The organism is Streptomyces sp. NPDC001822 (assembly GCF_042892135.1).
Taxonomy (GTDB): Bacteria; Actinomycetota; Actinomycetes; order Streptomycetales; family Streptomycetaceae; genus Streptomyces.
Genome location: NZ_JBIATW010000004.1, coordinates 41,181 through 61,350, shown reverse-complemented (window position 1 = coordinate 61,350; position 20,170 = coordinate 41,181). Strand labels below are relative to the sequence as shown.

Genomic DNA, 20,170 nt, shown 5'->3' with positions numbered 1-20,170 from the left:
TGTCTGCGGGGGTTCCGGAGGGCACACCTCCGGAGCGCACAGCCTCCGCCCCCGTGATGCCAATGCGACCGACCGTACCGTCATCCTCTCAAAGGCTCCCGGCCGAACGGGAGCCCCCGCCGGGGATTCGGCAGGGGCTCACGGGAGTGCGGCGGTGCCCGGCCGGGTCGGAACACGCTCACCCCGCAGGCACTGAGCGCCTCGGTGACCGGCTGGAAGGGGTACGGATCAGCCGTCGATGCGGTTCCGCTCCCCCGCCGGTACGGCCACGGGGAGCGTGTTGCCGGGCGGCGGGAAGGGGCAGATGAAGTGGTCCGCGAAGGCGCACGGCGGCAGCAGTGCGCGGTTGAAGTCGACTCGTACCGTGCCGTCCCCGGCCGGCGCCTCGGGCCGCAGGAAACGGAAGCGGTAACTGCTCGTGCCGCTGGTGGTGTCGGCGAAGACGGCCCAGAGCGAGCCGTCCGGTTCGACCGCCACCTGGAGGGTGTGCTCGGTTCCGTCCACGGTGAAGGCGATCTCGCCCGAGAGGCCCAGCCCCCGCTCACGCCCGTCGGCGTTCCCGACCCTGATGTTCTTCTCTGCGGCGTAGGGCCTGAAGGTGCCGTCCAGTGACCACCGCGGGTCGTACGGGGTCGCGTCGATGCTCCGGAAGGCGTGCCTGGCGGGCGAGAGCGGGTCGAAGTCCCGGACCGCCCAGAGCCCTTCGCGGCGTAGCACGACCAGTCGGCGCTCGCCCCGGGCCACCCTCGACGTGTCGATGGCGCCGCGGTCGGCGTCCAGGCGGACCTCGCCGGTGAACGGTTTCCCGTCGACCGTCAGCGTGTCCTCGGGGCCGGCGGTGAGCACCACCTCGTCGCCGTCCTCGATCCACTGTCCGGGAACGGCCGGAATGCGGCCCTCCGGGTGGTCGGCGAGCCAGTGGGTGCCGGTGAGGGAGAGAGGTCCGTGCGGCGCGGCCACCGCGACGATGCGGCCCTCGTGCCAGCGCTGCCAGGCGTGGAACTCCTCGCTGTCCTGCTGTGCGTCCGTGCTCATGCGGTCAACCTTTCCATACCGGCTCGGCCAGGCCGAGGTGCGACCTCAGCGTGGAGCCGGAGTATTCGGAGCGGAAGGCTCCGCGTTCCTGGAGGAGCGGGACGACCTGGTCGACGAAGCCGTCGAGGCCGCCCGGGGTGAGATGCGGTACGAGGATGAAGCCGTCGGCCGCGTCGGCGGCGACGAACCTCGCGAGTTCGGCGGCGACCGTCTCCGGTGAGCCGATGAAGGACTGCCGGGCCGTGGACTCGATGACCGTACGCCGGATCGAGAGCCCCTTGGCCTCCGAGAGCGCGCGCCACCTCGCGGCCACCGCGAGGGGGTCCGCGACCCTCACCCGGCCCTGGACCAGGCTCGACCCGGGGTCCGGATCGATGTCGGGGAGGGGGCCGTCGGGATCGTAGGCGGAGAGGTCGCGGCCCCAGACCTGTTCGAGGGCGAGGATGGCGTTCTGCGGCGAGACCTGCTGGGTGCGGATCTCCACGGCGTTGTGCTGGGCCTCCGCGTCGGTGTCGCCGAGCACGACGGTGACACCGGGCATGATCTTCAGGTCCTCGGGCTGCCTGCCGTACTTCGCCAGGCGTCCCTTGACGTCGGCGTAGAACGTCCGGCCGGCCTCCAGGGTGCCGTGCCGGGTGAAGATGACGTCGGCGGTGGAGGCGGCGAACTCCCGGCCCTCGCCCGAGTCCCCCGCCTGGATGACGACCGGGTGCCCCTGGGGTGAGCGGGGGACGGTGAACTCCCCGGCGATGTCGAACTGCGGACCGGAGTGGGCGAACGGCCGCGACGTGCCGTCCGGCGTCCAGGAGTCCCACAGCTCCCGCGCGGTCGCCACGAACTCGGCGGCCCGGGAGTACCGGTCGGCGCGGTCGAGATAGCCGCCCCGGCGGAAGTTCTCGCCGGTGAAGGCGTCGGAGGAGGTCACCACGTTCCACGCGGCGCGCCCGGCGCTGATGTGGTCGAGCGTGGCCAGTCGGCGGGCCAGTTCGTAGGGCTCGTTGAAGGTGGCGTTGACCGTGGCGGCGAGCCCCAGCCGGTCCGTTACGGCGGCCAGCGCGCTCAGGACGGTGAGGGACTCGGGGCGGCCCACCACGTCCAGGTCGTGGATCCGGCCGTTGTGCTCGCGCAGACGAAGCCCCTCGGCCAGGAAGAAGAAGTCGAACCTGCCGCGCTCCGCCGTCCTGGCCAGGTGCTCGAAGGAACTGAAGTCGATCTGGCTGCGGGAGCGGGGGTCGGTCCACACCGTGGTGCTGTTGACGCCCGGGAAGTGGGCGGCGAGGTGCATCTGCTTCATGAGCGCGGCTCCGAGGTGCTCGCGGCTGCGAAACGGCCGGCCGGCCGGGCCAGGCCGAGGTGCTCGCGGAGGGTGCCGCCCGGGTGGAAGGTGCGGAAGAGGCTGCGGTGCTGGAGCAGGGCCACGGTCCCGTTGACGATCCGCTCCAGATCGCGCTCCGGGGCGATCGGTGTGAGGTGGAACCCGTCGACGGCTCCGCCCCGGTGCCACTGGGCGACGAGTTCGGCGAGGTCGACCGGCCCGCCCCGGAAGTAGGTCCCCCGCCCGGCCAGTCGCGGACCGCTCTCCAGCCCCGGTTCGGGTGCCGTCTCCGCGTCCCCGAGGTCGACGGTGAGCGCGACCAGGACCCGCAGGGTTGCGGGGTCGCGCCCGTGGGCGGCGGCCCTGCGCCGCAGGTCGTCGGCGAGGGCTCCGGCCTGCTCGGGCGAGGTCGCCCGGATGTGTACGACGTCGGCGTGCCGGGCGGCGGGCTCCCTCGCCGCGCCGCTCGTGCCGTCGATGACGGTCACGGGGTGTCCCTGCGGTGGCCGGGGCACGATGGCCGGACCCCGGACGGAGAAGGTGCGGCCCTCGAAGTCGACGTAGTGCAGCTTGTCCCGGTCGACGAAGCGGCCGGTGGTGACGTCGCGGATCTCCGCGTCGTCCTCCCAGCTGTCCCACAGCCTGGCCCCGACGTCGGCGACCTCGCCGGCCTCCTCCCACAGCTCGGCGGCGGGTGCGGCGGAGCGTCGGCCGAACAGCCTCGCCTCGGCCTCGGTCGTGGACACGTCGGCCTGCCAGCCCGCGCGGCCCTTGCTGACCCAGTCGAGGGTGGCGACGGCGGACGAGACGTGGAAGGGCTCGGTGTGCGTGGTGGTGACGGTCGGCACGAGACCGATCCGGCTGGTGGCGGGGGCGACGCGCGCCAGTACGGCGAGCGCGTCGGGGCCCGGGCGGGCGAAGGAGTCGTCGAGGGTGACGTAGTCGAGGGCGCCCTGCTCGGCGAGGCGGGCGAGCGCGACGTGGCTGCCGGCGTCGTAGCGGGGCGGGCCGCCGATCTCGGCGGCGAGGTGGAGTGGCCTGGTGGCGGACATGCGGACCTCTCGGAATCGGGTCTCGGTCGTGGGGAGGCCGGGCGTCAGCTCTTGGTCCTGGGGAGGCCGGGCGGGTTGATCTCGGACTTCTCGACGGCCTCGTTGGACAGGCCCCAGCGCCCCAGCACCTCGGCGTACGAACCGTCCTGGATGATGTGGTCGATCGCGGCCCCGTAGGCCTTGACCAGCCCGCTGTCCTTCTTCGTGGTGGCGGCGATCTTCCCCTGGACACCGTCGCCACCGCCCGAGAGCGTGCCGATGATCTCGGACTGACCCGCCGAGGCGACGTGGTAGTTGGCGGAGGGGCTCGGCCCGAGGTAGGCGTCGATGCGCCCCGACTGGAGGGCCAGGTAGTAGTCGGTGTCCTTCTGGAAGTACTTGATGTCCACCGGCTCGCGTCCGGCCCTGACGTTCTGTTCGTTCCAGTCGACGAGGATCTTCTCCTGGTTGGTGCCGGAGGCGACGGAGACCGTCTTCCCGGCGACGTCGGCCGGGCCCTTCACCTTCCAGCCCGATCCCTTCTTCGCCTCGAAGGCGATGTTGTCGAGGCGGTAGGTGGCGAAGTCGTACTTCTCCTTGCGCTCCTCGGTCACCGTGACGTTGGACAGGACTCCGTCGAACTTCGCGCTGTCGAGGCCGACGAAGAGGTTCTCCCAGGAGACCTCCTCGAACTCGGGCTTCAGACCGAGGGTGTCGGCGATGAGGGTGGCCAGGTCGATCTCGCTGCCGATCCGGGTCCTGTCGTCCGTCGCGTAGAAGCCGAGCGGCGGCGAGGCGTCGGCGCTCGCGCCGAAGCGCAGCGTGCCCCGCTTCCGGACGGCGGCCGGCACCTCGGCCGCGAGGGCGTCCACCTTCTTGCCCCTGATGCGGTTCTGGTCGGGACCGATGTTGATGCCGGTGTCCTTCTGGCCCTTGGGACGGATCACGTCCTCGGTGGCGTCGCTGGCGCCGCAGGCGGTGAGCAGCCCCGCGGCGGTCAGGGTGGCGAGGGCGGTGGTGAGGGTGCGGGGGACGGACACGTGGCTGCTCCTTGACTGCGGGGACGTGACGTTCGGGGAAGTGACGTTCGGGGAAAGGCCCCTCGCGGGCGCGGCGCCCGGGGACGGCGATCCCGGGGACGCGGTTCTCGGGTGCACGGCCTGCCGCTCCACGGTTCAGAGGACCTTGGAGAGGAAGGCGCGGGTGCGTTCCCGGACCGGGCGGTCGAGTACGTCGGCGGGCGGGCCCTGTTCGACGATCCGCCCCTCGTCCATGAAGACGACGGTGTCGGCGACCTCGCGGGCGAAGCCGATCTCGTGCGTGACGACGATCATCGTGGTGCCGCCGTGGGCGAGGTCCTTGATGACGTCGAGGACCTCGCCGACGAGTTCGGGGTCCAGTGCCGAGGTCGGCTCGTCGAAGAGGAGGAGCTTCGGTTCCAGGGCGAGGGCGCGGGCGATCGCGACCCGTTGCTGCTGTCCGCCGGAGAGCTGCTTGGGATAGGACCCGGCCTTGTCGGCGAGCCCGACGCGTGCCAGCAGCCGCTCCGCCGCCGCGACGGCTTCCTTCCGTGGCCGGCCGAGCGCGGCGACGGGGGCCTCGATGACGTTCTCCAGGACGGTGAGGTGCGGGAAGAGGTTGAAGTTCTGGAAGACGAAGCCGATCCGGGTGCGCTGGCGCAGGACCTCGCGCTCGCGCAGTTCGTACAGCTTGTCGCCGGACCTGCGGTAGCCGACCAGGGTTCCGTCGACGCTGATCCAGCCCCGGTCGACCTTCTCCAGGTGGTTGATCGTGCGCAGCAGGGTGGACTTCCCCGAGCCGGAGGGGCCGAGGACGACGGTCACCTCCCCCGCGCGTACGGACAGGTCGATGCCCCTGAGCACTTCGAGGGGGCCGAAGCTCTTGTGCACGGAGTGGATCTCGACCATGGCTTCGCTGCCGGTGGTCCCGACGGGTGCGCTCATCGCACGGCCCCCTTGGCGTAGTGACGTTCGACGTAGTGCTGGAGGACGGAGAGGGCGGTGGTCAGGAGGATGTACCAGACCGTGGCGACCATGAGCAGCGGCACGACCCGGCCGTTGCGTCCGTAGACGACCTGGACCTGGTAGAAGAGTTCGCCGATCGCCATGACGGAGACGATCGAGGTGCCCTTGAAGAGGGAGATGATCTCGTTGGCGGCGTTGGGCAGGATGGAGCGCATCGCCTGCGGCAGCACGATCCGCCGCAGCTGCCGCAGCCGTGGGATGCCGAGCGCCGCGGCGGCCTCCAGCTGACCGCCGTCCACGGCGAGCACTCCGCCGCGGACGATCTCCGCGGCGTAGGCGGCCTGGTGCAGCGCGAGCCCCAGCACGGCGGCACTCATCGCACCGACGAGGTTCATGGTGTCGAAGGAGACGAATCCGGGCCCGAAGGGGATGCCGAACCGGAGCTCCTTGTAGAGGTAGGCGAGGTTGAACCAGAACAGCAGCTGGACGATGAGCGGGATCGAGCGGAACGCCCAGATGTACGCGTACGCGACCGCCCTGAGGAACGGGCTGGCGGACAGCCGCATGAAGGCCAGGACGATGCCCAGCGCGAAGCCGATCACGGTGCCGTAGAAGGTGAGCTGGAGGGTGATCCAGACGGCGTGCAGGATGGTCTCGGTGGTGACGAAGCGGGCGAAGACGTCCCATTCCCAGCCGGGGTTGGTGATCAGCCCGTTCACGAACTGGGCGAGCAGGACGGCGGTCACGACGACGGCGGCCCAGCGCCAGGGGTGGCGCACGGGGACGACTTTCAGAGCCGCGTATTCGAGCGCGGCCGCCTCTTTTCCTGGGCCGGCCCCGGCGGGGCTGTCGACGGGTGGATCGCTGGTCAGCGACATGGTGTGGGTTCCTTCTGCGACGTGTGCGGAAAGGGGACGCGCGTTCAGGCGGTGCGGAGGTCCCGACAGGAGAGGTCGCGCAGGAACGCGAGGGCCGTACGGGCCGTGGCGTCGTTCTGCCGGAAGGCCGGCCCGCCGGTGCGCGGCCGGGTGAAGGCGCCGCTGGAGCGTGCGGTGGTGTAGGGGCCGAGCGCGAAGCGGCGGGGGTGCGGGCGGCCGTCGCGGTCCAGGATCCGGCTGTCGGCGGGGTCGACGGCGAGGAGTCCCGATTCGGTGCCGGCGGCCCCGTCCGCGTACAGGCCGCTCAGCAGGGTGCTGCGGGTGCTGCGCAGCGACGGGTCGGGCAGTCTGGCCTCGACGAGGGCGCGGGCCTCGGTGGACGCGCCGGGCACGGTGGCGCTGCGGGCCCGGAAGACGCCCCGTGCCTCGTCGGTCTCGACGGTCGTCCCCGCGCCGAGGAAGCGCACGATCCCGGCCCGTGAGAGGGCGAGGAGTTCGCGCAGGCGCTGCCCGGGCGGGCCCGAGGCGAGGTAGCTGAAGAAGCCGTGCCAGTGGCTTCCCGTGTCGCCGCCCAGCCGGGTCAGCTGCGCGTAGGCGGAGAGCAGTCCGAGGAACACCGCGAGGTCGGGGCTGTGCCGGGGGTCGTGGCGGCGTGCGAGGTCGGCGGTGATGTAGTCGCGCAGGGTGTCCTGCAAGGTGTCGTACGAGGCGTGGCGCACCCCGTCGAGCGGCCGGTCGAGGGCGTCCAGGTCGAGCCGGTCCGCCGGGTCGGGTACGGCGGACGCGACGAGGGCGGCGAGTTCGGGGCTGCCGGGATCCGCGACCGCGTACTTCTCCTCGAAGTCGGCGAGGCCGACGGCGGTGCGTTCGGGGTGGGCGGTGAACAGCCGGTGGTAGTGCGCGTGGCCGAGCTCCCTGGCGATCAGCGGCCACAGGTCGCGGCGGAAGTCCGCGGGGCCGGGGCGGTTCAGGGCCTCCGTCAGCTGCTCCGGCCCGAAGTGGCGTGGCAGGGGCGGGCGTTCGCCCTGCCAGGTGTAGCCGATCTTGGAGTGGTACGGGACACCGCGCCGTGATCCGACGTACAGGACGGGTTCCCGCCCGGAGGGCACGTAGACCCCGTCCTCGTGGCGTCCGCCCCTGCCCTCGGTGAGCAGCACCATCAGGTCGATGAAGGCGAGGCCGAAGCCGCGCACGATGACGGGTTCCCCGGCGGGCAGGGCCGTCAGGTCGGTGTCGGCGGTGAAGTCCGGCGGCAGGTGCACGAGGCCGTGCCGCGCGGCGAACGCGGCCAGCGCGCTCTGCTCGCCGTCCGGTTCCGCGTCGAGGTGCCCGACGGTGAGGACGACCAGGTCGGCGTCGACCGGTTCGGCGTGCCCTTCGATCCAGACGCGCTGCCGGCCGTCACGGGGTCCCGAGACGCGGTGTGCGAGGCCGGTGTGCTCGTGGACGGTGATGCCCGGCGGGAGTGCGGCGACCGCCTGCTCGTACACCCAGCGCAGGTAGGCGCTCTGCAGGCGCCGGCTGGGGAAGTCCTGGTCCCCCAGGCGGCGGATCTCCTCCAGGATCCCGGGGGCGGCTCCGACGGCGGTCCGCCCGTCGCGCACGTCGGCGGCCCAGGTGTGGAGGGCCGGCCCGGGGCGCACGGGGCCGTCGAGCGGGACCGTGTCGTCGGTGTACATGGTGACGTCCTCGGCCATGGAGTTCATCCAGAGCAGCGGGGACTGGTCCTCGCGCCAGATCCGGCCGCCGCCGGGCGGATACGGGTCGACGAGGTGGATGTCCAGGGGCCGGTCGCCGTACAGCTCCGCCGCGTTGGCGGCGATGCGTTCGAGGACTCCGGTGCCGCGCGGTCCGCCGCCTATGACGGCCAGGACGGGTGTACGGCTCATCGTGCACCCGCCGTGCCGCGCGCGTAGTGGCGTTCGACGTAGTGCTGGCCGACGGACAGCAGCGAGGTGACGGCGACGTACCAGAGGGTGGCGACCAGCAGGAGCGGGATGACCTCGTAGGTGCGGTGGTAGACGAGCTGCACCGAGTAGAGCAGGTCCTGTACGGCGATGATGCTGACGATCGAGGTGCCCTTGAGCGTCCCGATCAGCATGTTCCCGGCGGGCGGGACGATGGAGCGCATGGCCTGCGGCAGCACGATCCGGCGGAGCCGGCGCCAGGGCCCGAGGCCCAGCGACTGGGCGGCCTCGATCTGGCCGGGCTCGACGGAGAGGATTCCGCCGCGGACCACTTCGGCGGCGTACGCGGCCTCGTGGAGGGTGAGTCCGATGACGGCGACGGCGACGGGACCGAGCAGGTTGACCGTGTCCACGCCGAGGATCTGCGGGTAGAGGGCGCCGATGTTGAACCAGAAGAGCAGCTGCACCAGGATCGGTGTGGACCTGAACAGCCAGATGTAGCCCCAGCTGACGCCCCGCAGGACCGGGTTGCCCGAGAGCCTGAACACGGCGAGAAGGGTGCCGAGGACGAAGCCGAGCACCATCACCAGGCCGGTCAGCCACAGGGTCAGTCCGAGGCCCCGCAGCACGGAGCCGGTCGTGAGGTGGTCACCGACGACGTCCCACTGGAAGGCGTCGTTGCGGACGACGGACACGAGGACGCCGGCGAGGAGAGCCAGGACCACGACGGCCGCTGTCCACTGCCCTGTTCGGCGTACGGGGACGATGCGCGGGACCGTGGCCCCGGCGTGGTCGTCCTTGCGGGGCGGCGCGGCGGGCGAGGAGGGAGGGCTGTCTGTCTGCGCGGACATGCGAAGGCTCCGTGGATGCAGAGATCGAACACGGGGCGTGCCTTCAGCGCGAACACAACGTGGACCGGGCCCCTCAGCGCCGGTCCGTTCCTGAGAAAAGCGTCATCCGGGGCCTGTTGTCAAGCCTGTCCACAGTATGAGCCGTACGTCTCACGGCAGTTGACGCGCACCCGGATGCCTGTTCCACTTGGGCCATGTATCCGCAGCTGTGGCTGGTCACCCGCTCCCACATCGACTTCGGTCGTGTGTGGTCCTGTTCCTGTTGAGCTGACCCCCCTGCGTCTCCCCTGCTTCCGCTCGCGCCCCCTGCGGCGTCCGAGCTCTTTCCGCAGCGTTCCTTCGCGTGCACAACTCCGCTCCGCCCTCCCCTCGTATCGCTGATCTCCCGCCGCGACGCTCCGTGCCGCCCATGCCACGGAGCGCGGTCGACGAACCCGGAGAAACTCCGTCATGCCCAGAAACAGGCACACCGCTGCCTTCGCACTGATCACCGTGGCCGCCCTCTCACTCACCGCCTGCGGGTCGGGTGGCCCCGCCGCCTCGCCGGCGGCGGGGGCGAAGGCCGCGGGCAAGGGGAAGGTCCCCGTCACGGACGTGGTGTCGTCGGTGAGGAAGGACGAGGCGGCGGCGAAGCTGCTCCCCGGGAAGGTGCGCGACTCGGGCACCCTCTCCCTGGCGTCCAGCATCGGGGCCCCGCCCGGGGCGTTCTACCTGGAGGACGGGAAGACGCTCGCCGGCGCGGACATCGACTTCGCGGACGCGGTGGCGAAGAAGCTCGGGCTGAAGCTGAAGCGGGAGGTGGCCTCGTTCGAGGCGATCCTGCCCGCGCTCGGCAGCGGGAAGTACGACCTGGGCACGGGCAACTTCGGGGTGACGGACGAGCGCCGCCGGACGATCGACTTCGTGACGTACATCAACGACGGTCAGGGCTTCGCCGTCCGTGACGACAGTGAGCTCAAGAAGGTCACCGACCTGTCCCAGCTGTGCGGCCTGACGGTCGGCACCGGCGCCGGGACCACCTTCGAGGCCACACTGGAGGAGAACAAGCACGTGTGCGCAGACGCGGGGGAGAAACCGTACGAGGTCAGGACGTACGCGGATCAGGCAGCCGTCTGGATCTCGCTCCAGCAGGGCCGCAGCGACGTCCTGATGAGCACGATCAACGGGCTGCGGTACGCCGTGTCGCAGCAGGAGGGGCTGCGGTTCCTCAACGAGTTCAAGCGGCTGGACGTCGGGTTCGCCTTCAAGAAGGGCACCCCGCTGGCGCCCGCGTTCCAGGCCGCGGTCAACAGCCTCAAGAAGGACGGGACCTACGACCGCATCCTGAAGAAGTGGGGCACCGGGGAGTCGGCCATCGAGTCGTCCCGGATCTCGCCGCCCGAGATCCGGTGAGGCGGCGGGGACGGGACGGCGGGCGGGTGCCGGCGGGCTTCCGGGCCCGCTCCGGCGCACCGGCCCGGCGCCCCCGTCTCAGCAGTCGCACCCGCAGTCGCAGCCCTCGCAGCAGCTGCAGCAGTTCCCGCAGCAGTTGCAGCCCTCCCCGCACCCCTCGCACCAGTCGCAGCAGTCGGCCTTGTGGCAGAGCCCTTCACGCTCCCGGCCGCTCCAGGGGTCGTGGAAACTGCCGGCGCAGCACAACTGGCAGGTGCAGGCGAGGCCGGCCCAGACCAGGCAGCCGGCGACGAGACCCCGCCGGTTGCGAGGCGGCTCGGGAGGGAGCGGCGGGCCGGGCGGGCCTCCGGGGGCCGGGGCGTACGGGTTCCCGGGGGGCGGGCCGAACGATCCGGCCGGCGTCCCGCCCTCCTGGTGGGTGCACGACGCGGAGCCGAAGGCCCGGTCGACGGAGCGCCGCAGCTCGTGGACCAGCAGCACGTGCGCGAGCGTGGCGTCGGTGAATTCCGCGTCCCGCAGCGCGAGCCGCACGCCGTGGAGGGCGTCGTCGCACAGCCGGCGGGCCTCGGTGAGCGGTGTGCCGGTCGCGGTGAGCGGGTTCCAGGCTTCTGACGCGGCGTCTGCTTCCCGGTCCTCCACGGCGTCCAGCAGATGGGCGAGCCGGCCGAAGAGACGCCCGGCCTCGGCGAGCGGCGCGGCGTTACCCGGCTTTCCTGCGAGCACGGCGGTGTGCGCGAAGGCCGCGGCGGTGGCCGTCTCGGTGGGTTCGGTGACCGTCAGCAGAGGGGTGCCGGGCCCGGCGAGGGACTCGATCCCGGTCTGCCGGTCGACGGCGTCGACCAGCACGGCGGTGTCGAAGCCGAGCTCGGCGCCCGTGCGCGCGCCCGCCCTGTCCCAGCCTGCGGCGACCCGGCGTGCGGCGGCCGCGACGGGGCGCCGCTTCAACAGACCGTCCCGGTCGGCCACATGGTCACGGACCTTGGCGGAGGCCAGGACCAGCGACACGGCGGCGGCGAGCCTGGCCCCTTCGCCCCGGGCCACCGGGGCGGTCCGCATCGAGCGCAGCGGGCAGGGTCCCGCCGTGCGCCTCCGCCCGCCGTCCCGGGCGGACTGAGCCTCCGTCAGGACCGAGACGATCAGGCCGTCGTAGTTCGTGACGATCCGGGCGAACTGCCCGTGGTCGGCACGCAGAGCGAGGCACAGCCCGCAGAGATGCGCCATCCACTCCGTCCTGAGCCCCTCGGAGAGCCGATGGGTACAGGGCCTCACGATTCCGAACACGACGATCCCCCGGGAGCCGTTCACCTGACGCGCCGCACTCGTGCGGCTGCGCGGCGTGCATCGTATCGAGTGATCCGTTCACCCGTACGTACTCCATGTCACCCGTACGGACGGGAGCGTCATATTTTCCTTCCGCAACCCTACTTATGCGGTAGGAACCCTGACGAATCGCCACATGATCTGCACCAGTAGCGTCACGAATCGCCTGCGCGCCGACTATCCCCTTGGCGCTGTATCCGCATCATGGACGACCATAGGGATAGGAAAGAGATGCGGAACACCAGAGAACCGCGGTGAGAGGAGGCGTCCATGGGATCGGTGCGCAAGGCAAGTGCCTGGCTGGGCCTCGTGGAGGACAACGACGAGCGGTACTACGACGACGAGTACACCGAGGACGGCGATACCGGCACGAACCAGCCCTGGGTGACCGACCCGCGCGTTCAGGTCGCGTCGGACAAGGCCGAGGACACGGGCCGCCGGATCGCCACCGTCACCCCGGACAGCTTCCGGGACGCGCGGGGCATCGGTGAGCTCTTCCGGGACGGCGTACCGGTGATCGTCAACCTGACGGCCATGGACCCCACCGACGCGAAGCGCGTCGTGGACTTCGCGGCGGGACTGACCTTCGGACTCCGCGGCTCGATCGAGCGCGTGGCGACCCGGGTCTTCCTGCTGACCCCCGCCCACACCCAGGTGGTGAACGGCGAAGCCGCCGGCCGGCCGGCCGACGGCTTCTTCAACCAGAGCTGAGCAGGGCGCTCGCCGGGGAGTCCTACCGGAAAGCGTCCAGGCCGGTGAGCGCCTTGCCCAGCACGAGCTGGTGCATCTCCACGGTTCCCTCGTAGGTGAGCACCGACTCCAGGTTCGTCGCGTGACGCATGACCGGGTACTCCAGGGAGATCCCGTTGGCGCCGAGGACCGTCCGCGAGGTGCGGCAGATCTCGATCGCCTCTCGCACGTTGTTGAGTTTTCCGAAACTGACCTGCTCCGGGCGGAGCCTGCCCGCGTCCATCCGACGGCCCAGATGGTGGGCGAGCAGGATCCCCTTGTGGAGTTCCAGGGCCATGTCCGCGAGCTTGGCCTGCGTGAGCTGGAATCCGCCGATCGGCCTGCCGAACTGCTCGCGGGACCTCGCGTAGTCCAGCGCGGCCTCGAAGCTCGCGCGCGCCGCGCCCATGGATCCCCAGACGATGCCGTAGCGGGCGTGACCGAGACAGCTGAGCGGTCCACGCAGTCCGGCCGCCCCGGGCAGGACCGCGTCGGCGGGCAGCCGCACCTCGTCGAGGACCAGCTCGCTGGTGACGGAGGCGCGCAGTGACCACTTGTGCCTGATCTCGGGCGCGGAGAAACCGGGGCTGTCCGTCGGCACGACGAACCCGCGGATGCCCGCGCCGCCGCTCGCCTCGTCGGTCTGCGCCCACACGACGGCCACCCCCGCGACCGAGCCGTTGGTGATCCACATCTTGCGTCCGGTCAGGATCCAGTCCGTGCCGTCACGCTTGGCGTGGGTGCGCATCCCGGCGGGGTCCGAGCCGTGGTCGGGCTCGGTCAGGCCGAAGCAGCCGATGGTCTCGCCCGCGGCCATGCCGGGCAGCCACCGCTGCTTCTGCTCCTCGGAGCCGAAGCGGTGGATGGCGTACATCGCTAGGGAGCCCTGGACCGATACCAGGGAGCGGATCCCGCTGTCCGCTGCCTCCAGCTCAAGACAGGCCAGGCCGTACTGGACGGCGCTCGCTCCCGCGCAGCCGTATCCCTGCAGGGACATGCCCAGCGCGCCGAGCGAACCCAGCTCCCGGGCCAGCTCACGGATGCCGGGCAGCTCTCCGCTCTCGTACCACTCGGCGATGTGCGGGAGGACCCGCTCGCCGGCCCAGGTGCGCACGGTGTCCCGGATCGCGAGGTCCTCCGGGTCGAGGAGATCGTCGATGCCGAGGGGGTCGCGCGGGTCGAAGGGGGGCAGCTTCGACGGCTTCGCGGACTCGGTGGTGGACATCAGGGTGCCTCCGGCGGCTCGCACGGTACGGAAACGGACGCGCCACGGTACTGAAACTAGCAGTGCTCATTTAGGACGCCCTGCCGACGTTACGGCTCAGCGTGCGGCCCGTCCAGAGCCCGCCGCCTCGGCGGGTTCGCGCCGTGCGGGCAGCGCCGGCCCGCGCCGCCGCCCGGCCGGCACCTCGCGCGGCCCCGGCTCGCGGCCCGGACCGCCGGCCGCGGCGGCCTGCTCCGGTACGGCGGCGTACGGCTCCCGGCGGGACTCCGGCGCGGTGGAGCAGTCCATCACCCGCGGCAGACGCAGCGCCGCCAGGGCCCCGAGCAGCAGCAGACCGGCGCTCACGAGGAGCGTGACGTGCAGCCCGTGCACGAAGGCGTGCCGCGCCGTGTCCCGCAGCAGTTCCCCCATGGGGCCGCCGAGCCGCCCCGCGACCTGGTAGGCCTCGCCGAGCGAGTGCGAGGCGGCCGATCCGGCCGACGCGGGCACCCCCTGCTCGTGGAGCCGGGAGAGGCCGGGGGTGTAGGCGGCGTTCATGACGCTGCCGAGCAGGGCGATCCCCAGGCCGGCCCCCAGCTGGTACGACGTCTCGCCGATCGCGGCCGCTCCCCCGGCCCGTTCGGCGGGGGCCTCGCTCAGCATGGACTCGTACGCCCCGAAGAGCGTGGACTGCAGCCCGAAGCCCAGCAGCACGAAGGCCGCCGTGAGCAGCGCGGGCCGGTCGTGCCCGCCCATCAGGGTCAGCAGGAGCACCGAGGCCGCCGTGAGCACGAAGCCCCAGCCGACCATCCGGCGCGGGCCGACCCTGCGCAGGGTGTACGAACCGGTGGCGCCCGCCGCCATCGCCGCGAAGGTGAGCGGGAGCAGCCGCAGGCCGGTCTCCAGCGGGCTGAGCCCGAGGACCAGCTGGAGGTACTGCACGGCGATGAGCTCGAGGCCGACCAGGGCGAGCATGGCCAGCACGATGCAGCCGACCGAGGTGGTGAACGCGGGCCGGGCGAACATGGAGATGTCGATCAGCGGGTGCGTACGGCGCTTCTGCCTGCGCACGAAGAGGACGACCAGGGCGGCGCCGATGAACAGGGGCACGAGGGTGGCGGGGTCCACCAGTCCCTCGCCGCCGCCGATCCTCTTGATCCCGAGGACGACACCGAGCACTCCGGCCGCGGCCATCAGCGCGCCGAGCACGTCCCAGGGACCGTCGTCCCCGCCGCGCGACTCGGGCAGCAGCCAGCGCCCCAGCGGGAGGATCAGCGCCATGAGCGGGATGTTGATCAGGAAGACCGAGCCCCACCAGTAGTGCTCGACGAGGAATCCGCCGATGACGGGTCCGGCCGCGGCGCCCACCGCGGCCACCGCGGTCCACACCCCGATGGCGAGGGCCCGCTCCCGCCGGTCGGGGAAGACCTGGCGGAGTATCGACAGGGTGGCGGGCATGATCATCGCGCCGCCGACGCCGAGCAGGGCGCGGGCGGCGATCAGCATGCCCTGCGAGTCGGCGGTCGCCGCCAGTGCGGAGGCGACTCCGAACAGCGCGTAGCCGATCAGGAGGACCCGGCGTCTGCCGATCCGGTCACCCAGAGTGCCGAAGAGGATCAGGAGCGAGGCGCAGACGAGCGGGTAGGCGTCCACGATCCACAGCAGCCCGACGGCGCTCGGCCGCAGGTCCTCGGTGACGGCGGGGACGGCGACGTGCAGCACGGTCGCGTCCAGCGCGACCAGCAGCAGACTGAAACAGAGGACGACCAGCACGACCCAGCGGTTGGCACCGTCGGCCGCAGCGCGCAGCCTGCTCACGGCTGTGGACGTCCCGGTCATGTACGTACCTCCCACAATGAGTCCCTCGCGCTCGGCAGACCGCTGGGGATCCGGCTTCCGGCATCCCCCAGGCCCGGCATCGACGGGCGAGTGGGCGCCAGCGTACGCGAGTTCTCCGTGGTCACACGTGGTGCACCTCATACGTTCGTGAGCCATGGAGTGTGGCGTACGCCACTTGACTTCCGGCCTCCGGGGCGTCCTCCGCGCCGCCGCGCCCGCCGGTCCGCGGTGCGGCGCCGGGCCGTCGGGTGCCTGCCCCGAATACCTTCACGCATGCGCGAGCGAGCTGTCCTGCGCCATTTCATCGACGCTCAAACATTTCTGCGAATAGCGCCGCATGCGAATAGTGGGAGGAGTCCGGGAGATTCCGTGGAGAGCCGGGAATGGATACCCGACTGAGACGAAGTCCACATCACATCGTCATCACAAAGACGCGGGATCGGCCGGATCGCACACTCACTCGCTGTAACGTCCATTGCGTGCGTACCGACATCTTTGCCCGTCTGGACCGGGAGCCGGAACCGCCGACGACAGAGATCCCGCGGATGAGCCGTCACCGCATCGCTCTCTTCGGCGGGACTTTGGCGTTCTATCTCGCCATCGTCTTCGCCGTGCTCGCCTCGTCGTGGCTGGTGGCCCTCGACTGGAAGGTCATGCTGTTCCGGCCGTATCAGCAGTGGCCCGGACTCCACGCGTTCCTCGACTACTACGTCGTGCTCGGGCAGCGCGGCCCCACGGCCGTGATGGTCGCGGCCTGGCTCGGCTGGCGCTCCTGGCGCCAGCACACGCTGCGTCCCCTGCTGACGCTGGGCACGTCCCTGCTGCTGCTCAACGTGACGGTGGGCGCGGTCAAGCTCGGCCTCGGGCGTCTGGGGCCCCACTACGCGACCCGGATCGGCTCCGCCGAGCTCTTCGCCGGCGGCGATATATTTCCGTCCGGACACACCGCCAACGCCGTCGTGACCTGGGGAATCCTCGCCTACCTGGCCACCACGCCGCGCGCCAGGCGCTACCTGTCGGCCGTGTCGGCGTTCGTCTCCCTGGGCGTGGGGCTCACCACGGTCTACATCGGTACCCACTGGCTGAGCGACGTCCTGCTGGGCTGGGCGGCCGGCCTGCTGATCCTGCTGGCTCTGCCGTGGTTCGAGCCGCTGATCACGCGTACCGAGGCGTGGATCCTGTCGGTGCGCGAGCAGTTGCGGTCCCGGCGCGGGCTCCGGGAGACCGTTCCGGCGATCCCCGTGGGTCCCGGACCGGTCGTCCTCCTGCCGCAGTCCCTCAGCGTCGGCGAAGGCGCCCAGGAGCCGGCCAAGAGCCAGGCGGGCCCGGCCGGCCATCCGGGGGCGGCCCGGGCGAGGGCGCACCCCGTGCGCTCCGAGCGGACGCCGCCGACCCCGGGCGGCTCACGCCGCCCGCCGCACGCGGACCGCGCGCCGCGCGGCGCCACCACCCCGTCCCGTCCCGTCACAGGCGGGACGGTGTCCCCCTGACCTGCGGGGACGGCGGCAGAGACCGTGCGTGAGTGTGAGTGAGGGCCCCGGCATCGCCGGGGCCCTCACTCACACTCACGCACGGTCTCCCGCGGGACGGGCTTCAGCCCACCCAGCAGCGGGTCACCGTCGCGTCCTCGACCTCGAAGTTGATGCGGCCGCTCCGGAACTCCATGGTGATGACCGTGCCCGGCGGGAGGGCCCGGACGGTACTCCAGCCGCGCGCTCTGGCCTGCTGGTCGGCGGCCTCGGCGGCGAGGCCGACGTAGGACTCGGGGTTGTCGTCGGGCTGGGCGGAAGCGTGGGGTAGAGGTGCCATACCCCTCACCGTAGGCCGCGTCGCAGCGTGACGGAAGCGGGCGCACATCCCGGCACCGGCGCACCCCGATGTCCCTCGACGGTCACGCTTGTGTCACAGGATCCCCACGACGGTTTACGCCGGACCAGTTCATCCGAACGGGCGGACGGGCTGCGACGAACCGTAATTGCGAAGCCTTCGCACTATGCGGCTCCCTCTCCGCCGTGCCCAATTGCACGCAGGACGAATCCCATGCGATCTCCGCATTCCCGTGCCGAGGAAAAGGTGAATACACGACCGCGCCACCCGGAATTCACGACCCCTTATACGGGGCTTACTCGGCGGCGCCCCTCCCCCGCGGAGAGCCTCCGGGCAAGACGGCCCCCGGCGCCATCCGGAATGGAACAGTCCGGCGAACGCCGGCGCCCGGGGGCCTCCGGGACAGCCCTCAGTTCCGGCCCCTGCGGATCACGTCCGCCGCCTTGTGGCGCAGCGCGTACGCCCCGTCCATGACATCACCCCTGGAACGCTGGAGCGCGGTGCGCAGCGCACCGCGCGAGCGGCCGCCCGCACCGCGCGCGGCCAGATCGGCGAAGAGCCGTTCGTGCCGCTCCGCGATGATCCCGGGATCGAACCGGGCGGCGGACGCGCGGGCGGCCCGGCCCATCCGCTGCCGCAGACCGTGGTCGTCGACCAGACCGAGGAGGGCCTTGGCGAAGGCCGCCGTGTCGCCCGGCGGCACCAGGCGGCCGTCGGTGCCGTCCTCGATGATCTCGGCGGGTCCGTGGGGGCAGTCCGTGGCCACGACCGGCACCCCGCAGCGCATCGCCTCGACGATGGTCATCCCGAAGGACTCGCGCTCCGACGTGACGGCCGCGATGGAGCCCTTGGGCCACTCCGCCTCCATCGGGTCGACCGAGCCCATCAGGAACACGCGCTCGGCGAGCCCGAGCTCGTCGACCAGTGCGCGCAGCGGCTGCCGCTCGTTCCCGGACGCGTCACCGGCGCCGTAGATCCTCAGCCGCCATTCGGGACGGGCGGCCGCCACCTCGGCGAAGGCACGGATCAGGACGTCGTAGCGCTTGACTCGGTGCAGGCGTCCCGCCGCCACGATCCACTTCGCGTCGCAGTCGGCGGGGGGTCCGTCCGGTTCGGGAACGCTGTTCGGGATGGCCTCGATCCTGACACCGGGCAGCCGGAAGCTGCTGCGGTAGTCCCGGGCGTCGGCCTCGGTGACCGTGGTCAGCGCGTCGAACAGTCCGTAGCGGTGCCTTATCTCACGGCGCAGCCGGTAGCCGTGGCTCTCCAGGGTGAGGTGCTCCTGTGCGACGCGGACCGGGCCCCGGCGCGCCTGCCTGCTGATGTGGATGTTGAGGCCCGGGCGCGTACCGACCACGACGTCGGATTCCAGGGCTCCGAGGTGGGCGGCGATGCGCCTGTCGGTGAGCCGGCTGTACTGCCGGTACCTGCTGTCGCCGCGGGGGAAGACCGAGGCGGGTACGGCGTGGTCGGCGACGTCCCCCTCGTAGTCCGCGCTCGACTTGCGGAGGTCGACGAGATGGCTCATCCGGACACCGGCGGGCGCGCCGAGCACCGGGTCGTCCCGGTGGCGGAAGACGGAGACGATCTCGACGTCGTGCTGCTCGGCCAGGGTTCTGGCGAGCGTGAAGGTCGTACGGATCGTTCCCCCGATGCCGTACGCGTTGTGAAGCAGAAACGAAAGGTGCATTGCGTCGTCGTGTCCCCTGATCGACTGGTCGGCTTCGGACCTTACGCGGCGTCAGACGAGAACACAGGACTCGCACAGGAGTCGTACAGACTCGTGACGATTCGAACGAACAGCCGTCATCTGAGGGGCATGTGACGGGACTCCCGGCTCCGGATCCGCCGCTCGCCGCTCCGTCCCGTCCACCGTGCCGGTCCGGCCGCTCAATCTCCCGATTCGCGCGTGACCCCCGGACCGTTACGGCCGTTGTCTCTTCATGAGCCGGGAACCGCCCGGCCCACGCCCCGAGTTCGAGGAGCCACCCGTGCCGCGCATGCTCGACGTCAGCGAGGACGTACGCGCCGAGATCGGCGATGCCGAAGCCGACAGGCTGCTCGTCGGCGACAGTGCCCCAGGCAGTTACGACTGCACTTCCTGCCGCACCCCCGGCGACTCCGACCAGGAACGCACCAGCACCGTGCTGTTCGTCGGTGACGAGACCGCCGTGCTCGCCTTCGCCCACGCGACCTGCATCCCCTCGCAGGTCGTGCAGGTCGCGGAGGACCAGTTGCAGGGAGCGGTGCGGTCCATCACCGGCAGCGAGCCACAGAATCCGGAGGGCCTCATGCCCGAACAGGCCGTCCTCGGTATCACCAGCGGTCTCGTCCTGATCGAGGACGACCTCCGCCCGGCGCTGGTCGTCGAACCGACCGGTCCGATCGCCCGGCCCGGGACGGACGGCAGCGGCGGCGACCAGTTCCTGCAACTGCTGCTGGAGCAGGGATTCCTGCCCACCCCGGACCTGAACCAGCTCCCCGGCGTCCTTCCCGGGTGGTCGGTCCTCCTGGCGATGGGTCAGCTGCACGCCGTGCTGCAGCCGGGCGCCGGCGGCGGCAACCCGGTCGCCTGGTGGCAGGCGCACCAGCCGCTGCAGGTCACCGAGGGCTGGCGTACGGCCGCGAGCAAGTCGCGGAGCGTCCTGGTGTTCGCCGCGCCCGCCGGCTCCATCGGCCAGCAGCCCCGCGAGGACCTCCTCCGGGACGCGCTGGACAAGGCCGCGGTCAACGGGCTCCTGGTCGCCGCGACGATGCCGCTGGCCGGGACCTGATCGTGTCCGCGCCGCTCTCCCCTGCCCGCCGAACAGCGATTTCTCCGTCCGGCCCGCATCCGACGGGCGGTGAGGTCGTTGGC

The 20,170-nt window shown here is 71.5% G+C and carries 17 protein-coding genes; 4 read left to right on the top strand and 13 right to left on the bottom strand.

Annotated elements, in window-relative coordinates:
- Positions 1 to 228 precede the first annotated feature (228 nt).
- The 8 genes from ACFYY2_RS11090 to ACFYY2_RS11055 all read right to left on the bottom strand — a co-directional run bounded on the left by ACFYY2_RS11090 (position 229) and on the right by ACFYY2_RS11055 (position 9,002).
- Positions 229 to 1,035 (bottom strand): DUF1684 domain-containing protein, encoded by an 807-nt coding sequence (locus ACFYY2_RS11090; RefSeq protein WP_388740220.1) that lies wholly within the window; start codon positions 1,033 to 1,035, stop codon positions 229 to 231.
- Between the two features lie 4 nt (positions 1,036 to 1,039).
- A complete protein-coding gene (locus ACFYY2_RS11085) occupies positions 1,040 to 2,329 on the bottom strand; it encodes an NtaA/DmoA family FMN-dependent monooxygenase (protein ID WP_388740218.1) in 1,290 nt (429 codons plus the stop codon).
- On the bottom strand, positions 2,326 to 3,402 hold the full coding sequence (locus ACFYY2_RS11080) for an LLM class flavin-dependent oxidoreductase (RefSeq protein WP_388740216.1): 1,077 nt from the start codon (positions 3,400 to 3,402) through the stop codon (positions 2,326 to 2,328). The genes ACFYY2_RS11085 and ACFYY2_RS11080 overlap by 4 nt, the downstream gene beginning before the upstream one ends.
- Positions 3,403 to 3,446: 44 nt before the next feature.
- Positions 3,447 to 4,421, bottom strand: a complete 975-nt coding sequence (locus tag ACFYY2_RS11075; RefSeq protein ID WP_388740213.1) for an ABC transporter substrate-binding protein — start codon at positions 4,419 to 4,421, stop codon at positions 3,447 to 3,449.
- Positions 4,422 to 4,556: 135 nt separating this feature from the next.
- The gene (locus ACFYY2_RS11070) at positions 4,557 to 5,309 is read right to left on the bottom strand and encodes an amino acid ABC transporter ATP-binding protein (protein ID WP_388741302.1); all 753 of its coding nucleotides are present in this window, start codon (positions 5,307 to 5,309) and stop codon (positions 4,557 to 4,559) included.
- A 32-nt stretch (positions 5,310 to 5,341) separates the two neighbouring features.
- Complete coding sequence (locus ACFYY2_RS11065) at positions 5,342 to 6,244, bottom strand: amino acid ABC transporter permease (protein ID WP_388740210.1); 903 nt, start codon at positions 6,242 to 6,244, stop codon at positions 5,342 to 5,344.
- 44 nt (positions 6,245 to 6,288) lie between these two features.
- A complete protein-coding gene (locus ACFYY2_RS11060) occupies positions 6,289 to 8,133 on the bottom strand; it encodes an FAD/NAD(P)-binding protein (protein WP_388740208.1) in 1,845 nt (614 codons plus the stop codon).
- The gene (locus ACFYY2_RS11055) at positions 8,130 to 9,002 is read right to left on the bottom strand and encodes an amino acid ABC transporter permease (RefSeq protein ID WP_388740205.1); all 873 of its coding nucleotides are present in this window, start codon (positions 9,000 to 9,002) and stop codon (positions 8,130 to 8,132) included. The genes ACFYY2_RS11060 and ACFYY2_RS11055 overlap by 4 nt, the downstream gene beginning before the upstream one ends.
- 450 nt (positions 9,003 to 9,452) lie before the next feature.
- Between ACFYY2_RS11055 and ACFYY2_RS11050 the strand changes: the two genes are divergently transcribed.
- Positions 9,453 to 10,394: an ABC transporter substrate-binding protein gene (locus ACFYY2_RS11050; protein WP_388740203.1), complete on the top strand. Its 942-nt coding sequence runs from the start codon at positions 9,453 to 9,455 to the stop codon at positions 10,392 to 10,394.
- A gap of 78 nt (positions 10,395 to 10,472) precedes the next feature.
- Here the strand turns inward: ACFYY2_RS11050 and ACFYY2_RS11045 are convergent, their stop codons facing one another.
- Positions 10,473 to 11,675, bottom strand: coding sequence for a DUF5685 family protein (locus ACFYY2_RS11045; RefSeq protein ID WP_388740201.1), 1,203 nt, complete (start codon positions 11,673 to 11,675; stop codon positions 10,473 to 10,475).
- A 309-nt stretch (positions 11,676 to 11,984) separates the two neighbouring features.
- On the opposite strand from ACFYY2_RS11045, the gene ACFYY2_RS11040 reads away from it, so the two are divergent.
- On the top strand, positions 11,985 to 12,425 hold the full coding sequence (locus ACFYY2_RS11040; protein ID WP_388740199.1) for a cell division protein SepF: 441 nt from the start codon (positions 11,985 to 11,987) through the stop codon (positions 12,423 to 12,425).
- A gap of 22 nt (positions 12,426 to 12,447) precedes the next feature.
- Here ACFYY2_RS11040 and ACFYY2_RS11035 read toward each other — a convergent pair whose 3' ends face one another.
- Together ACFYY2_RS11035 and ACFYY2_RS11030 are read right to left on the bottom strand one after the other, a co-directional pair.
- Positions 12,448 to 13,668, bottom strand: a complete 1,221-nt coding sequence (locus tag ACFYY2_RS11035) for an acyl-CoA dehydrogenase family protein (RefSeq protein ID WP_388740197.1) — start codon at positions 13,666 to 13,668, stop codon at positions 12,448 to 12,450.
- A gap of 96 nt (positions 13,669 to 13,764) precedes the next feature.
- The gene (locus ACFYY2_RS11030) at positions 13,765 to 15,486 is read right to left on the bottom strand and encodes an MFS transporter (RefSeq protein WP_388740194.1); all 1,722 of its coding nucleotides are present in this window, start codon (positions 15,484 to 15,486) and stop codon (positions 13,765 to 13,767) included.
- Between the two features lie 479 nt (positions 15,487 to 15,965).
- Between ACFYY2_RS11030 and ACFYY2_RS11025 the strand changes: the two genes are divergently transcribed.
- Positions 15,966 to 16,976 (top strand): phosphatase PAP2 family protein, encoded by a 1,011-nt coding sequence (locus ACFYY2_RS11025; protein WP_388740192.1) that lies wholly within the window; start codon positions 15,966 to 15,968, stop codon positions 16,974 to 16,976.
- A 103-nt stretch (positions 16,977 to 17,079) separates the two neighbouring features.
- Here ACFYY2_RS11025 and ACFYY2_RS11020 read toward each other — a convergent pair whose 3' ends face one another.
- Both ACFYY2_RS11020 and ACFYY2_RS11015 read right to left on the bottom strand, forming a co-directional pair.
- Entirely contained in the window at positions 17,080 to 17,295 is a 216-nt protein-coding gene (locus ACFYY2_RS11020) for an I78 family peptidase inhibitor (RefSeq protein ID WP_388740190.1), read from the bottom strand.
- A 427-nt stretch (positions 17,296 to 17,722) separates the two neighbouring features.
- Positions 17,723 to 19,003, bottom strand: a complete 1,281-nt coding sequence (locus ACFYY2_RS11015; protein ID WP_388740188.1) for a glycosyltransferase family 4 protein — start codon at positions 19,001 to 19,003, stop codon at positions 17,723 to 17,725.
- A 301-nt stretch (positions 19,004 to 19,304) separates the two neighbouring features.
- Between ACFYY2_RS11015 and ACFYY2_RS11010 the strand changes: the two genes are divergently transcribed.
- Positions 19,305 to 20,087, top strand: a complete 783-nt coding sequence (locus ACFYY2_RS11010) for a hypothetical protein (RefSeq protein WP_388740185.1) — start codon at positions 19,305 to 19,307, stop codon at positions 20,085 to 20,087.
- Positions 20,088 to 20,170: the final 83 nt, after the last annotated feature.

Excerpts from the sequence above, each read along its gene's own strand:
- ACFYY2_RS11090 (WP_388740220.1), bottom strand. The coding sequence starts at position 1,035 with ATGAGCACGGACGCACAGCAGGACAGCGAGGAGTTCCACGCCTGGCAG.
- ACFYY2_RS11085 (WP_388740218.1), bottom strand. The coding sequence starts at position 2,329 with ATGAAGCAGATGCACCTCGCCGCCCACTTCCCGGGCGTCAACAGCACC.
- ACFYY2_RS11080 (WP_388740216.1), bottom strand. The coding sequence starts at position 3,402 with ATGTCCGCCACCAGGCCACTCCACCTCGCCGCCGAGATCGGCGGCCCG.
- ACFYY2_RS11070 (WP_388741302.1), bottom strand. The coding sequence starts at position 5,309 with ATGGTCGAGATCCACTCCGTGCACAAGAGCTTCGGCCCCCTCGAAGTG.
- ACFYY2_RS11065 (WP_388740210.1), bottom strand. The coding sequence starts at position 6,244 with ATGTCGCTGACCAGCGATCCACCCGTCGACAGCCCCGCCGGGGCCGGC.
- ACFYY2_RS11060 (WP_388740208.1), bottom strand. The coding sequence starts at position 8,133 with ATGAGCCGTACACCCGTCCTGGCCGTCATAGGCGGCGGACCGCGCGGC.
- ACFYY2_RS11055 (WP_388740205.1), bottom strand. The coding sequence starts at position 9,002 with ATGTCCGCGCAGACAGACAGCCCTCCCTCCTCGCCCGCCGCGCCGCCC.
- ACFYY2_RS11050 (WP_388740203.1), top strand. The coding sequence starts at position 9,453 with ATGCCCAGAAACAGGCACACCGCTGCCTTCGCACTGATCACCGTGGCC.
- ACFYY2_RS11040 (WP_388740199.1), top strand. The coding sequence starts at position 11,985 with ATGGGATCGGTGCGCAAGGCAAGTGCCTGGCTGGGCCTCGTGGAGGAC.
- ACFYY2_RS11035 (WP_388740197.1), bottom strand. The coding sequence starts at position 13,668 with ATGTCCACCACCGAGTCCGCGAAGCCGTCGAAGCTGCCCCCCTTCGAC.
- ACFYY2_RS11030 (WP_388740194.1), bottom strand. The coding sequence starts at position 15,486 with ATGACCGGGACGTCCACAGCCGTGAGCAGGCTGCGCGCTGCGGCCGAC.
- ACFYY2_RS11020 (WP_388740190.1), bottom strand. The coding sequence starts at position 17,295 with ATGGCACCTCTACCCCACGCTTCCGCCCAGCCCGACGACAACCCCGAG.
- ACFYY2_RS11015 (WP_388740188.1), bottom strand. The coding sequence starts at position 19,003 with ATGCACCTTTCGTTTCTGCTTCACAACGCGTACGGCATCGGGGGAACG.